The 15,120-nt window shown below is 68.5% G+C and carries 9 protein-coding genes; 6 read left to right on the top strand and 3 right to left on the bottom strand.

Going from position 1 to position 15,120, the window contains the following annotated elements:
• Positions 1 to 56: 56 nt before the first annotated feature.
• Positions 57 to 953 carry an N-acetylmuramic acid 6-phosphate etherase gene (gene murQ / locus A5673_RS20920; RefSeq protein WP_082958866.1) on the top strand — a complete coding sequence of 299 codons (897 nt, stop codon included), beginning with the start codon at positions 57 to 59 and terminating at the stop codon, positions 951 to 953.
• Here murQ and A5673_RS20915 read toward each other — a convergent pair.
• On the bottom strand, positions 950 to 2,407 hold the full coding sequence (locus A5673_RS20915) for an amidase (protein WP_068236838.1): 1,458 nt from the start codon (positions 2,405 to 2,407) through the stop codon (positions 950 to 952). The two genes, murQ and A5673_RS20915, sit on opposite strands and share 4 nt — an antisense overlap.
• Before the next feature lie 74 nt (positions 2,408 to 2,481).
• Here A5673_RS20915 and A5673_RS20910 point away from each other — a divergent pair, with 74 nt between their 5' ends.
• Together A5673_RS20910 and A5673_RS20905 are read left to right on the top strand one after the other, a co-directional pair.
• On the top strand, positions 2,482 to 2,706 hold the full coding sequence (locus tag A5673_RS20910; protein ID WP_068236817.1) for an AbrB/MazE/SpoVT family DNA-binding domain-containing protein: 225 nt from the start codon (positions 2,482 to 2,484) through the stop codon (positions 2,704 to 2,706).
• 8 nt (positions 2,707 to 2,714) lie between these two features.
• Positions 2,715 to 3,116: a type II toxin-antitoxin system VapC family toxin gene (locus tag A5673_RS20905; protein WP_068236814.1), complete on the top strand. Its 402-nt coding sequence runs from the start codon at positions 2,715 to 2,717 to the stop codon at positions 3,114 to 3,116.
• Here the strand turns inward: A5673_RS20905 and A5673_RS20900 are convergent.
• Positions 3,113 to 6,439, bottom strand: coding sequence for a LuxR C-terminal-related transcriptional regulator (locus A5673_RS20900; protein ID WP_068236811.1), 3,327 nt, complete (start codon positions 6,437 to 6,439; stop codon positions 3,113 to 3,115). The two genes, A5673_RS20905 and A5673_RS20900, sit on opposite strands and share 4 nt — an antisense overlap.
• 134 nt (positions 6,440 to 6,573) lie before the next feature.
• Between A5673_RS20900 and A5673_RS20895 the strand changes: the two genes are divergently transcribed.
• Complete coding sequence (locus tag A5673_RS20895) at positions 6,574 to 7,890, top strand: hypothetical protein (RefSeq protein ID WP_068236808.1); 1,317 nt, start codon at positions 6,574 to 6,576, stop codon at positions 7,888 to 7,890.
• Between the two features lie 282 nt (positions 7,891 to 8,172).
• Positions 8,173 to 9,210: a cation diffusion facilitator family transporter gene (locus tag A5673_RS20890; protein WP_068236805.1), complete on the top strand. Its 1,038-nt coding sequence runs from the start codon at positions 8,173 to 8,175 to the stop codon at positions 9,208 to 9,210.
• Here the strand turns inward: A5673_RS20890 and A5673_RS20885 are convergent.
• Positions 9,207 to 10,499 (bottom strand): NRAMP family divalent metal transporter, encoded by a 1,293-nt coding sequence (locus tag A5673_RS20885; protein WP_068236802.1) that lies wholly within the window; start codon positions 10,497 to 10,499, stop codon positions 9,207 to 9,209. The two genes, A5673_RS20890 and A5673_RS20885, sit on opposite strands and share 4 nt — an antisense overlap.
• 257 nt (positions 10,500 to 10,756) lie before the next feature.
• Between A5673_RS20885 and A5673_RS20880 the strand changes: the two genes are divergently transcribed.
• Positions 10,757 to 15,070, top strand: a complete 4,314-nt coding sequence (locus A5673_RS20880; RefSeq protein ID WP_068236835.1) for an AAA family ATPase — start codon at positions 10,757 to 10,759, stop codon at positions 15,068 to 15,070.
• The last annotated feature ends 50 nt before the right edge of the window (positions 15,071 to 15,120 follow it).

Raw genomic sequence — 15,120 nt, 5'->3', positions numbered from 1 at the left:
ACCCCCTGCGCGCCGCGCTGCGGCTGGGGGCGATCCACGAGCCGCACGTGATCCGCGTGTCCGCCGGCTCGGCCCCGCGCGGCCTCGACGCGCTGGCCACCGAGGCCGTCCGCCCGGACCTGGACGACCTGGACGCGCGGCCGCTCGACGACATCATCGCGCTGCTCGTCGCCGCCGAGGGCGAGGCGCACCGCGCGGTGGTCGCTGCGGTCCCGCGGGTCGCGGCGGCGGCCGAGGCGATCACCGCGCGGCTCGAGCGGGGCGGCCGCCTGATCTACGCCGGCGCCGGGACGCCGGGGCGCCTCGGCGTGCTCGATGCGGCCGAGTGTGCGCCGACGTTCGGCACCCACCTGGTGCGCGGCGTGATCGCCGGCGGGCCGGCGGCGCTGACCGAGGCGATCGAGGGCGCCGAAGACCGTTTCGACCCAACCGATCTCGCCGACCTGACCGCCGCGGACGCGCTCGTCGGGATCACCGCGTCGGGCCGCACACCGTACGTGCTCGGCGCGCTTGAGCACGCGCGGGCGGTGGGCGCACTGACCGTCGCGGTCGTCAACAACCCGGGGATCGAGGCGTCCGCCGACGTGGTGATCGAGTTGCTGACCGGGCCCGAGGTGCTCGCCGGCTCCACCCGGCTGACGGCGGGGACCGCCCAGAAGGTCGTGCTCAACGCGCTCTCGACGAGCGTGATGATCGCGCTCGGCCGCGCCTACGGACCGCGGATGGTCGACGTGCGCGCGACCAATGCGAAGCTGCGCCGCCGCGCGGTGCGGATCGTCCGGGACGCGGCCGGCGTCGACGAGGAGGCCGCGGCAGCCGCGCTGGCCGCCGCGGGCGGTCATTGCAAGACCGCCATCGTCGCGCTGCTCGCGGGCGTCGACGCGGCCGAGGCCGCCGCACGGCTCGACCGGGCGCGCGGTCACGTGCGGGACGCGCTCGGCATGAGGGGCTAACCACCCCGCGAGCAGACGATCGGCGGGTGCTCCGAGGACCACGGGTGCGCCGATTCCAGTTGCGCCGCAACGCGAATGAGCACGTCCTCGCGCCCATAGGCCGCCACCAGCTGGACCCCGATGGGCAGACCCGCGGCGCTGCGGTGCAGGGGCAGGCTGATCGCCGGCTGCCCGCTCATGTTGAACGGCGGGGTGAACACGGCGAACTGCCCGGCGCGGCGCATCGGCGCGTTGGGATCGTCGGGGTCGTTCTCGAACTCCGTGAGCGGCAGCGGCGGTTCGGCCAGCGTCGGCGTGAGCAGCAGGTCCCAGCCGTCGGCCCACCACCGCTGCAGTTCCCTGCGGAAGGCCCATCCCGCCGCTTGGGCTGCGGCGTAGTCGACGGCGGTCAGCCGCTTCGCGTGCTGGACGAGCGCCCAGTTCACCGGCTCGAGGTCGTCCGCAGTCACCTCACGTCCGAGGGTCGCACCGAAGCCGCGGGCCGCCATCGCCGTCTGCGTCGCCCACATCGCCATGAACTTGGGGGTCAGCGACGTGTCGGCGAGGCATGCGGGCCAGGCCGGCTCGACGGCGTGGCCGAGCCCCTCCAGCATCGAGGCCGCGGCGCGGGCGGCCCCGGCGCAGTCGTCGTGCAGGAAGTCGCCGCGCGGATGCGCGTCGAGCAGCCCGATGCGCAGCCGGCCCGGGTCGGCGCCGACCTCCTCGGTGTAGGGCCGCCGCGGCGCGGGCGCGATGACGGAGTCGCCGACGCCGGGGCCCTGGACGGCGTCGAGCAGTCGCGCCGTGTCGCGCACGGTGCGGCTGACGCCCAACTCGACCCCGAGCCCGGACTCGCTGCGGGCCGGGCCGACCGTGATCCTGCCCTGGCTCGGTTTGAGCCCCACCAGGCCGCAGCACGACGCGGGGATCCGGATGCTGCCGCCGCCGTCGGAGGCGTTGGCGAACGGGACCATGCCGGCGGCCACCGCGGCGGCCGCGCCACCGCTGGACCCGCCCGGCGTGCGATCGAGCGCCCACGGGTTGCGCGTCGCTCCCCAGGCCACCGGTTGGGTGGTGGGCAGGGTGCCCAGCTCGGGGCTGTTGGTCCGCCCGGCGATCACCAGGCCGGCCGCCTTGAACCGGGCGACCAGCGTCGTGTCGGCGGTGTCGAGGATGGCCGCCTCCTTCAGCGCGACGTTGCCGTTGGACAGGGTCTGACCGGCGAAGCTCGTATACAGGTCCTTGAGCAGGAACGGGACGCCGCGAAACGGCCCGTCGGGCAGGTCGGGGCCGGCCGCCACGGAGCGGGCGTGGTCGAACCACTCGATGACGACCGCGTTCAGCGCCGGGTTGGCTTGCTCGATCCGCTCGATCGCCGCCTCGAGCATCTCGGCCGGCGTGACCTCGCCCGTGGCCACCAGCTCGGCCTGGTCCGTGGCGTCCATCCAACGCGTCTGTTCGGCAAGGCTGCTCACGATCATTGGTCTATCACGGCAGGCGCCTGCGGCGGTAATACTCGCTGGTATTACCTCCTGGTAGGCTGTCCGTCATGCGGGTGACAAGCAAAGGACAGGTGACGATCCCGCTCGAAGTGCGGCGCAGGCTCGGTATTGAGCCGGGTTCGGAGGTCGAGTTCGAGATCGACGAACGCGGCGCCCGGCTGGTACGGGTGAAAGCGAACCGCGGTGCGGCGATTGCGCGCCGCATGCGAGGTCGCGGCACCGTCGCGATGAGCACCGACGAAATCATGGCCCTAACCCGCGGCGACGAATAGCGGGTTCGGTGGCAGGGACGCTCGTCGACTCAAACGTGCTGCTCGACCTTTTCACCGCCGACCCCCGGTGGTGCGAATGGTGTGAGGCGCAGCTTGCCGACGCGCTGGACCGCGCGGAGACGCTCATCAATCCGATCATTTACGCCGAGTTGTCGATCGGCTTTGACCGGATCGAAGAACTCGAGCGGGCTTTGCCCGACGAGCTCAAACGTGAGGCCCTGCCCTGGGAAGCGGCCTTTCTGGCCGGGAAATGCTTCCTCGAGTACCGGCGACGGGGCGGCCAAAAGCGCTCTCCACTATCGGATTTCTACATCGGCGCCCACGCCGCGGTGACCGGCCGCGCGTTGCTGACGCGTGATCCCCGACGCTATCGTTCGCTCTTCCCACGGCTCGAGCTGATCTCGCCCTAAATTGTTGTTGGTCGCCCGTGACGCGCCGACTCTTGGGCGAGCTGCACCCGGGACGTCAGGCCCAGCTTTGCGTACACGTGGGTAAGGTGGCTTTCCACCGTTCGCAACGAGACGAAAAGCCTTGTGGCAATGGCCTTATTGGCGAGCCCCTCACTAACCAGGCCGACGACGGCGCGCTCCGCCGGCGTGAGCGATGCCCAGCCGCTGGTCGGCCGTCGCCGTTCACCGCGGCCCCGCTGGGCATAGGCGATCGCCTCCTCGGTGGACAGCGCCGCGCCTTCGGCCCACGCGACGTCGAAATCGGGGTCGTTACATGTTTCCCGCGCCCGCGCGACCGCACCGTCGTGCGCGGCGGCGTGAACCTTGAACCGCACGGAGCCGATGCGTTGCCGCAGCGCCTCTCCGGCGCCGAAGAGCCGGGCCGCTTCTGCGTGCCTCTCGCGGCCGGCTGTCACGATCGCCAGCAACTCAAGGAGGTCCGGAACACCGAGAAGTGCGTCCAATCCGATCGCCGAAGCGAGTGCATCGTGCGCGTCGCGTTCGGCCTGATCCAGCTCGTCCAGCGCGATTGCCACGCGGGACCGGGCCGTCAACGCCAACACCCGGTGCCAGCCCAGCGCCACCTCGACGGCGTCATCGGCCCAACGTCGCGCCGCGGACACATCCGCATTCGCCAACGCCGCCTCGGCGCGCAGGTAGGCATGCATCTGCTGGTGTATGGGGTTGGGCCTCAATTGCTCCCAGGCCAGTGCGCTCGACTGCTCCGCATCGGCGACGTCGCCGGCGGCCAACGCCGCGACTGCTCGAATACCATTGGCATTTCCCATCCAGAGGTCACCAAATTCGGAAATGACCTGCGCTGGAACGTCCAGAATGGCCTGCGCGGCTGAGGCGTCGCCTTGCAGTGCGATCAGCATTCCGCGGAAGTTCATGCTCACCGCCCACCACATGATGTCGTGTGCCGCCTGGGCGTCGATTTCGACCTCATGGAGCGAAGCAACCGCTCCGGGGAGGTCCCCGCAAATCGCTTGCGCCCAACCCAACCATTGGCGACACTGCCGGACGGTAAAGCGGTCGCCAACGGCCGCAGCCAGGTGGCGGCCCTCTTCACCGGACGCCTGAAGGGCACGCGGATCCCCGGTCATAAATGCCAAGTTGGTCTGCCAGCCGAGTACCTGACTCAGCGTCCACTTATCGCCCAACGGGCGCGCCAGGCCGATCGCTTCGTCCAGATACTGCTGTCCGGACTGGCCCGCGTACGAGAGCATCACACCGGATGCGGTGAGCGCACGCGCCAACAGGGCCGGATCCCCAATCTCCCGAGCCATCGTCACGGCCTCTTCGGCCCAGTCCGCGCTGTCGACGCCGATCGCCCAGGTGTGCAGCAGGGCCCGATCGGCGAGCGCACGCACCGCAACGGCGGGCGTCACGTCAATGCGACGGCCATCGGTTTCGCTGAGCGCAGGGTCGAACCAACCCATCAGCGCCTCGTGAACTCGGCCGCGCACCAGCCAGAGTGGAACCAACGCGGACGCGAAGCGCAGTGCGGTGTCCGCGTCGCCGCTGTCGAGGCACCAGCTGAAGGCGCCGCGCAGATTATCGACCTCGGCTTCGACCTGCTCGAGCCGCCGCTCGTCGCTCGCTTCGGCCGGGTTCTCCAGCAGACCGGCGATTCCCAGGTAGTGATCACGATGGCGCGCCCGGACTCCCTCACCTTCGCCCGACTCGCCGAGTTTCTCCAATGCATATTGGCGGACCGTCTCCAGCATCCGATATCGCGTTGTACCGCAGGGATTTTCGGCTACTATCAAGGACTTGTCGACAAGCAGCGTGATCTGATCCAGCACCTGGTAGCGCTCGACATCGCTGTCCCCGGCAGCAGCCCGCGCGGCCGCCAGATCAAACCCGCCGACGAACACGGACAATCGGCGAAACAGCACCCGCTCGGATTCGGTCAACAACGCGTGCGACCAGTCCACGGACGCCCGCAAGGTCTGCTGGCGCCGCACCGCCATGCGGGTGGTGCCGGTCAGGAGGCGGAAGCGGTCGTGCAGGCTGTCGCGGATCTCGTCAACCGACAGCGCCCGCACGCGCGCCGCGGCGAGCTCGATCGCCAGCGGCACACCGTCCAGCCGTCGACAAATCTCCGCGATCGCGCCGGCGTCGCCGGCGCTGAAGCCGGGCCGGGCCAACCGAGCTCGGTCGACGAACAGTTCGACCGCCTCGTCGCCGACCGACAGCGACGGAACCCGCCACGTCACCTCGCCGGCGACGCCGATCGGTTCCCGGCTCGTCATCAGCAACCGCAATCCGGCGCAGGCGTCCAGCAAAGTCTTGATCAGCGCCGCCGTCTCGTCCAGCAGGTGCTCGCAGTTGTCAAGCACGACGAGCATCTGACGGTCGCCGATGAACCCGAGCAATGTCTCCGTGGTAGTGCGACCGGGCTGATCCGGCAGCCCCAGCGCGCGGGCGGCCGCGATCGCGACCAGCTCGGGATCTGTGATGGGCGCGAGGTCGATGAACCACACCCCGCCCTCGAGATGATCGGCCAACGACGCCGCAACCTCAACGCCGAGACGTGTTTTTCCCACCCCGCCGGCGCCGGTCAACGTCACCAACCGGTTCTTCCCGAGCGTCTGTCGCACCTCGGCTAGTTGCCCGGCGCGGCCGATGAAACTGGTCAGCCGGGTTGGCAGATGATGTGTGGCAACGGTTTTCGACGTCCGCAACGGCGGGAATTCATTTCGTAGGTCGGGATGGCACAGCTGTAGCACGCGTTCCGGGCGGGGCAGGTCACGCAGCTGATAGCGGCCAAGCTCCGTCAGCCAGGCGTTAGGGGGCAAATTGTCGATGACCATCGCCTCGGTCGCCCCCGACAGCACAGTCTGGCCCCCGTGGGCCAGATCTCGTAGCCTGCCGGTCCGGTTGATCGCCGGTCCGATGTAGTTGCCTTCATCGCGGAGCTGAACGTCCCCGGTATGAACGGCGATACGTAATTGGATGGGGAGCAGTGGTGCGAGCTGTAGGTCGAGGGCACAGGCGACTGCGTCGCCGGCGCGGTCGAAGGCGATTACGAAGCTGTCGCCTTCACCCTGCTCGATGGGGCGAACCCCGCAGTGTTTGCCAACGAGATCGCACAACGCACGATCAAGGCATGTGACGGCGGCGGCCATCTCGTCGGGCCGGGCCTCCCACAGCCGCGTCGAGCCCTCGATGTCGGCGAGCAAAAGCGTCACCGTCCCGCTCGGCAGCTCGTTCACGCCCACGTCACTCCAGGTCAGCGTGTCCTCATAGGGTTCCGTAGCGCTCATGCTAGCCAGCATGCGGTGCCTCGCAGCCGCAAACATCGGTGGAAACTCGGAGACCGGCTGTGACCAAGACCGCCGCACACAAGTCGCGGTGGACCCCGGGCCGCCTTACGCTCGTTGGTTACACGAACTTAACGGGGGTTTTGTTGATGGGTGGGCGCACGGGCCGGACTGTGTCCGCACTCAGGTTTGCCCTGCTCGCGGGGGCCGCCTGCGTCGTCGTCGCATCCTGTTCGGAAACCGTGGGCCCGCCCGCCGCCACGCCGACCACCTCGATGTCCACCGCCAGGACGACCGCGTCGTCGGCTCCCGCGCCTTCGGTGACCGGTCCCTTGGAGAAGGACTGGAAAACCTACGGCGGAACGGCATTCTTCGGCTGTCCCGAGAAGTTCTCCCAGAGCAAATCGGTGATCGAGGACATCCGACCCAAGGTCTTCGATACGAAGACCGGGCAATACATGGCGCCGGGTGCCCCTACGCTGCCCGCCGGCGAGACCGCCACAGGCGGCATGTGCGCGCTCGCGGGGAGCGGCGACGACATGCGGGTCGTGTACCTGCTGACGACCGCCACCAAGACCACGGCCTACGCCTTCGACCTGAAGACCAGCCAACCGCTGGTGACCAAGGAGCTGCAGCCGCCGACCCCGGACCTGAAACTGACCGCGCCGACCGAATGGGGGCTGGCCGCGACCGCGTCCGGCGTGGCGTGGGTGAACGCCTTCACCGACGGGCACGGCGCCGCGTCGCCGCCCCGGACCGTCCTCCTTTCCGCCGCCGACCTTGCGATGATGTGGAACGACCCGCAGCCTGGCCGCGCCTGGCAGGACGTGCTTGCTTTTCAACGCAACACCGACCCGACCAAGGCGTCGGGGACCGAACTGCGCCGGCCGACCGGCGAACCGATCTTCCAGGACAACGACGTCTTGTCCGTCGACGGCGAATTATCCGACGGCCCGGACAAATTGGTGAAGATCACCCACCAGGATTCGGCGAACCCCCCGGTGGTCTCGACGATGTTCTATGACCTGAACACCAAATCGCCCATCAAAATCGGTGATACCGATCGGATTTCGGGCGGCGGGCTGGCCGCCACCCTGTCCGACGGGCAGTTGTTCGTCGACGGCCGCAAGTCCGACAATTCGCAGTTCGGGTTCGGGGTGTGGAACCTGCGCACCCAGCACTGGGACCTGCTGAAGACGCGCGAAGACGCGAAGAAGATGTCGATCGCCAAATTGGCGTTCTTCGAAAATCACCTCTACATCACCAATGTCGGCAACACGTTCGCCGTCCTCGCCCTGCCCGGTACCGAACCGATCTCGACGACGTGGTCCGTCCGACCGTTCGCGCGGATATCGGGCTGGACGCTGGTCTGCCGCGGCGAGAACGCCGCGAATTTGAACGGGGACTGCAAGGACATCGTCATGGTGCAGGACCAGGACGGCCACTTTCCGGGCCCCTGGTTCTGAACTTCGTCAGCCGGTCGGCGAGCGAGGCCGTTGACCTATATACCCTACGGGGGTACAGTTCCTCTTATGAACGAATCAAAGTGGGCAGGCAAATCAACCGGCTGTGGGTGCGGCGACTCCGCATGCAGTCAAGGGGCAGGCTGCAACTGCGGTCACCCCGATTGCACGTGCAACGACTGATCACGCCAGTTGAGGCCCCGGCAACGTCGGGGCCTCAACTCCCTCAGCGATGTCAGCGGCCATGAATCGCACGGCCGGCGTCACGTAATCTACTATCTACGCATGCATGCAGGTAGTCGGCCATCCCATGAGCACCGCCACGGCCACACCGAGCACGGTCACGGCCATGAGCATCCGCAGGGGCTTCGCGGCTTCCTGAGCCAACTCCTGGTGCCGCACAGCCACGATGCCGCCGAAAGCGTCGACACCGCACTGGAATCCAGCGCCACCGGCATCCGGGCGGTCAAGGTCAGCCTGGTCGGGTTGGGCGCAACCGCGGGCGTACAGGTCGTCATCGCTGTCGCCTCCGGATCGATCGCCCTGGCCGCCGACACCATCCACAACTTCTCGGACGCCCTGACCGCGGTCCCGCTGTGGATCGCGTTCGCGGTGGGCAACCGCCCCGCGACCCGGCGCTACACCTACGGCTACGGGCGCGCCGAGGACATCGCCGGCCTGTTCGTCATCGCGATGATCGCGCTGTCGGCGATCATCGCCGGCTACGAGGCCGTCGTGCGGCTGATCCACCCCGTCACCATCGAGCATGTCGGCTGGGTCGCCGGCGCAGGCATGATCGGCTTCCTGGGCAACGAACTCGTCGCCATGTACCGCATCCGCATCGGCCGCCGCATCGGATCGGCCGCCCTGGTCGCCGACGGCCTGCACGCCCGCACCGACGGATTCACCTCACTGGCAGTGCTTTTCGGAGCCATCGGCGTCGCGTTCGGCTATCCGCTGGCCGACCCCATCGTCGGGCTGGTCATCACGGTGGCGATCGCGGCGGTGTTGGGCCGCGCCGTGCGCGACATCTTCCGCCGGCTGATGGACGCGGTGGACCCCGAACTCGTCGACGTCGCCGAAGCGGCGCTGGCCGCCAGGCCCGGCGTCCGCAGCGTGCGCAGCGTCCGGATGCGTTGGATCGGTCATCGCCTGCACGCCGACGCTGAACTCGACATCGATCCCGCCACCAGCCTCGAGGACGCCCACCGCATCGCTCACGACGCCGAACACCAACTCACCCACGCGGTGCCGAGGCTCGACAGCGCGCTCGTCCACGCCTATCCGGCGCACAGCGGGGCGCCGCCGCGAGGTCCGGCTTAGGTCCAGCCGAGGGCCTGCGGCACCATATAGAGCCCGAAGCCCATCACCACCAGGCACAGGGCCCAGGCGATGTATTTACGCGGCCCGCGCATGCGCCACTCCGCGGGCAGCGCGCGCGCCTCCAGGGCCAGCAGCAGGCCCAGCACGATGGGCAGCAGCAGGGCGTTCATCACCTCGACGTCGACGGCGAGGTTGACCAGGTCGACGCTGGCCAGCACGAGCACGGCGCCGACGAGGTGGGCCAGCGCATACGTGATGTAGAACTTGGCGGTGGCCCGGTTGGGCCGCTCGTTGAGGGTGTGCTTCCACCCGAAGACCTCCGAGAGTCCCCACGCCCCGGCCAAAGACGCGACGATCGCGGCGACCAGCGCCGCGCCGAGCATGCCCAGCCCGAACAGCACGGTGCCGCCGACCCGGCCCAGGTAGGGCGTCAAGGCGTTGGCGATGTCGCCGACGGTGTTCAGGGCGCCCGCGCCGCCGTGGGCTCCGATGGTCGACGCCACGGTGACGACGACCGAGATCATGATCAGCTGGGTCAGCACGGCGCCGGCGGCGGTGTCGTTCCGGGCCTGCCGGATCGTGGCCACCGACAGGTGCTTGTCGACCACCGCGCCCTGCTGGTAGAAGACCATCCACGGCATGATGACCGCGCCGACGTTGGCCGCGACCAGCAGCAGGTAGGACGAGTTGCCCAGCGGCATCGACTTCAGGCCCTCCACAAAGGCTTTGGGCTCGGGACGCGCCATCAGCATGGCGACCAGGAAGGCCAACTCGGCCGAACCGATGACCAGTCCGATCCGTTCCACGCGCCGGTAGCTGCCGGTCAGCGCCAGCGCCAGCAACGCGGCCGTCGCGACCGGAATGCTCACCCACCGCGAGACGCCGAAGAGCTCCCCCACCCCGGCGACGCCGGCGAACTCGGTGAGCAGCGCACCGATCGCCGAGGCAAACAGTGTGAACGCCGAAATCCACGCCCAGAAGCGGCCGAAGCGTTCCCGGATCAGCGCGCCATGCCCCTTCTTGGTGACGATGCCCAGCCGCACGGTCATCTCCTGCACGACGTACAGGATCGGCATCAGGATCAGCTGCGGGAGCACCATCCGATAGCCCCACTGGGCGCCGGACTGCGACGCGGTGATCAGCGAACCCGCGTCGGTGTCGGCCAACATCACCACCAGTCCGGGGCCCCACACCGTCAGCAGGCCCCAGCGCAGCCACCGGGCCCGGCGGGACAACGGCCCGGACGATTCGTCCGACGCGTCCGCCACCGGTGCGGTTGTTTCGGTCACGCTCGGCAAGCTCCTTCGTGCGATAGCGGTGGACAACAAACTAAGCCTCGCCTAACTAGCCATTGTCACCACCCCCGGTTTTCGCCGGCTGATGTCACGCGACCCGGAGTCCCGTACTTTTTTGTAGACAAGTTTCCGACAACACGCCGACGGGATCAGCAAAGAGTTTTGCACCGGGTGGCCAGGTCATTACGATGATTCGACAGCCCCAGCAAAGGGACATCGAGGATGCAGATGAGCGCCACGTGACCGCCCCGGTGCTCGACATCGACGGCCGCATGGTCGACCGACAACACGAACTCACCGCACTGCGCGCCGCGGTGGACGCCGCGGGGCGCTCCGGCGGGGGATGCGTCCTGCTCAGTGGCGTGCCGGGAGTCGGCAAGTCGACGCTCGTTCAAGCCTTTGGCACCGAGGTGTCCGGACGCGACTGCGTGTTCGCCTACGGGAGGTGCCGCGACGGCGCGCCCGCACCGTACTCGGCGCTGGGAGATGCGCTGGGCTCGCTCATCCGCACCATGGAGGGCACCGGGCCGGCCGAACGCGACCGCTGGCGCGCGGACGTCGCCGGCGGAATGTCGTCGATCGGCGGCATCCTCGGGGAACTCGTGCCCGACCTGGCTCGACTGCTCGGCGAGGCCTCGCACACGGCGGACCTCGATGCGGCCGACCTCGATGCGGCGGATGCGCGCCGGCGGCTGCACCGCGCCGTCATCCGGCTGCTGTCGGACACCGCGTCCTATCGGCCCGTGGTGCTGGCGATCGACGACCTGCAGTGGGCCGATCGCGACACGCTGTTGCTATTGTCCGAAATCTTGACCGTATCGCTGCGGAACGTGCTGGTGCTGGGCGCTCATCGGGCGGGTGAATTCGACCCGGGCCCAGCGGGTTTCACGACCGCAAGTCCACGCAGCATCGAGCTCGGCCCGCTCGCGCGCGAGGACGTCGAGGAGCTGCTCGCCGCGGTGTCGGGCCGCGGGGTGGAGCTGGGTGATGTGGCCGCCGAATTCCAGCATCGGACCGGGGGCAATCCGCTGCAGGTTCGTCAGCTGCTGTACCGCGCGCAACGCGAAGGGGCGCTCACACCGGTCGGCGCCGGCGGGCGCCCCAGTTGGGATTTGCGCATCCTCGCGTCGATCGAGGTCTCCGCAACGACGGCCGAATTCCTCGGCCACTATCTCGAGCAGCTGCGTCCAAGCGATCGCGCCGTACTGCGTGCGCTGTCGTGCATCGGTGGCGAGTTCGACATCGATGACGCGACGGTGGCGGCCGCGCAGCCACCCGACGCCGTAGCCCAAGCGCTCTGGGCCTGCCTCGAGCTCCGTCTGCTCGAGGCGGTCGACAACAGCGGCAGGCGGATCGCGAACGCAATCAGTCGCGATGCCCGCTACCGCTTCAGCCACGACCGGGTGGTCGAGGCGGCCCGGGACGGCCTGTTCGACGATGCCGAACGCGAGACACATCTGCGGATCGGCCGGCGGCTGATCGACCGGGGGGACGATCGGTTGTTCGACGCCGCACGTCACGTCGGCATCGGCGGACGGGGGCTGGCCGATGACGCCGAGCGCGTCCGGTTCGTCGAGGTGCTGCGGCGCGCGGCGCGAAAGGCGAAAGCGCAGGCCTCGTTCCCGTTGGCGCTCGAGTACTGCCGGAACGCTTTGGACCTGCTCGGCGAGCAGCGTTGGTCCACTCACGCTGCCATCACCCGCGAGCTGCAGCTCGACGCCGCGGAAGCCGCCCTGCTGGTCGGTGAGGTGGCGGCGCTGCATGCGCTGCTGGACGAGGCCGAACAGGTGCCGCACCAGCCGGCCGACCACGCCCGGCTCGCGTACCTCCGGGTCAAGGGGCGGGTCGCACAGAATCGTCTGCAGGAGGCGCTCGAGATCGGGCTGCGGGCGCTCGACGAGCTGGGTGAAAGGGTGCCGGCCGAGGCGGGAAAGCCGCGGATGGGCAACGCCCTGGTCCAGATGAGGCTGACGATGCGCCGCTGGAACAACGAGCGGCTGCTTGCGCTGCCGCACTGCGATGATCAGCGGGTCATCGCACTGCACCGGATTCTTGCCGAGCTATGCAACATGGCGGTCCGGGTCCGACCCAACCTCTTGCCCCTGCTCGTGCGAAAGCAACTCGATCTCACACTGGCCCATGGCCACACACCGTCCTCGCCGCTGGTCATTGCCGGTTACGGGATCGTCCTGGTGTTGCTCGGTGACCACGAGGGCGGCCAGCGCTTCGGCGAGGTAGCCATGCTGCTTGCGCAGCGCCCGGAATTCCGCGAGGCCCGCCCGCAGACGGTCTTCATGCACCTGGACTACATCCACCACTGGCGCCATCCGCTCCGCAACGGCCTGGGTGAGCTTCGCGACGCCGTCGAGGAGGCGCTCGACCAAGGCGACCAGGAAAACGCCGGCCTGCTCCTCGCGGTCCTGCTCTCCCAATCGTTCTGGGCCGGACGTCCGCTCCCCGAGATCGACGCCCTCGCCAGCTCCCTGATCCCCCACATCCGTTCGCAGCCGGTTGCCGGCGCTCTGTGCCAGGCAATGCAGCAGCTTTGCCTGAACCTGATGGGCCGCAGCGCCGATCCGTTCCTCCTCGCCGGCGAGAGTGGCTACGACGAGCGAGAAGTGCTGCCAGCGGCGCTCAGCGAGGGCGACGAGGTAGCCCTGGGCGCGGCCGCGACCATGAAACAGGGCCTGCACTTCTGGTGCGGTGACTACGCGGGCACGGTCGCTGCCACGCCGGAGGCGATCGAGCACATCGGTGGGATGGCCGGCACCGCGGTGTCACAACTCATCTACCTGATCGGCGCGCTCAGCATGATCCGCCAGGCGCCGCGAGACCGCTCGACCGTCCGGTTCGTGCGCCAGACTCTGGCATCGCACCGCAAATGGGCGGCGGACGCGCCGGAGAACTACGCGGCATCGCATGCGCTGCTGCAGGGGGCGTGGGCGCGGGCGCGGGGGCAACAGGCCAAGGCGGAGGGCTACCTGCACCAGGCGATCGAGCTCGCCGAGCAATGCCGGTTGCCGATGATCAGCGCGTACGCGCACGAGGAGGCCGCGGCCCTGTATGGCGACACCGGGCGGGCGCGGCTCCGGGAACACATGCTGCGGTCGGCGTACCAGCGATGGCTGACGTTGGGTTTCGCGGTGCGCACCGACTGGCTCGCGCGCGAGCACCCCTGGCTGCTGAGGCGCGACCTTACAAAAGGTTCGGCGGGGATAGACCCGGTCGGCGCGCATCAGCTCGTGCGCGCGCTGTCGGGGGCGCGGACATCGGACGCGTTGGCCAATATCATTTTGGGCTCGGTCGCCGACACCACCGGCGCGGGCCGCGTCCTGTTCCTCACCGGCGGCGCGGAGAACCTGGCCGTCCGGGCCATTCACGATCACGGCGAGATTTCGATCGTGGACGGACCATGGACCGAAGTGTCCTATGACAAGAACATCGTGCGCCGCGTGCTGGACGGCGGCTCGCCGGCCATCGTTGCCGCCGACCGTCAGGCGTCGACCCCGCCGGTCCTCGTCGTCCCGATCACCTTGCACGACACGGCAATCGGTGTGATTTACGCCGAGCGGGACGAGCCGGACGGCAACTTCGGCGCCGACCATGAGGAGGCCGTCGCGTTCCTATGCGCCCAGGCGGCCGCGCCCCTGTGGAACTTCCAGCTCGAGGAGCGACTACGCGCCGCCGACGAGTACCGACAGTCCCTGATGGACGTGCAATCGAGATTCGTGCCCAATGAACTGCTGCGCATCCTCGACATCGATGACCTTCGCCGGGTCCGCGCCGGCTATCGGGTCGAGCGGGAGATGACGGTACTCATCAGTGACATCCGGGGATACACGACCATGCTTGAAGACATGGATGTCTCGGAGGCGAGCAATTTGGCGATGGGCTTTCTGCGTGCCGTCGAGCTCCCGATCATCAGTTACAACGGCATGATCCAGGACGTGCGAGGGGACGAGATCGTCGCCGTTTTCGACTCCGAGGCCGACGCCGTCCGTGCCGGACTGGGCATGCTGCGCTCCCTGCGCGAGCACAACCGGGAGCGGAAGGTGCACGGATCCGAGGAGTTGCGGGCGGGCATCGGCATCAACACCGGCGCGGTGGGCGTCGGGCTCGTCGGCGGCGTGAACCGCATGGTGCTCACCATCATTGGCGATGCGGTGAACCTGGCCGCTCGCGTCGAAAGCACCAACAAGCGCTACGGTTCCGCTTTGCTCATCTCCGATCGCACGTATAAGCTTCTCGCTCATTCGGGGCAGTTCGACGTCCGTCGCATGGAGCGCGTCATGGTGGTCAACCGGCGCCGACCGGTGACGATTTACGAAGTGTACGACGAGGATTCGGGTCCGGTGCGCGCCGCGAAGCGGGCGGCGCAGCCCGCGTTCGACGAGGCCTTCGCGCTGTTCGACGCGGCCGACGTCGACGGGGCGCGCGCCGCCTTCGAGCGATGCCGCGACTTGCTGCCCGACGACCCCGTGGCGCCGTTGCACATAGCGCACTGCGACGCGATGGCGCGCGGCGAGATGACCCCTGGTCAGGAAATAGCCCTGCTGAATAAGTAATGCACTACCCGACTTAAAAAAACTGAATAAAAATGCTTTTCGATCACCGA

This window comes from Mycobacterium sp. E3198 (assembly GCF_001667015.1).
Classification (GTDB): domain Bacteria; phylum Actinomycetota; class Actinomycetes; order Mycobacteriales; family Mycobacteriaceae; genus Mycobacterium.
Note: the sequence above shows the minus strand (reverse complement) of the source record. Positions and strands in the feature narration are given on the sequence as shown.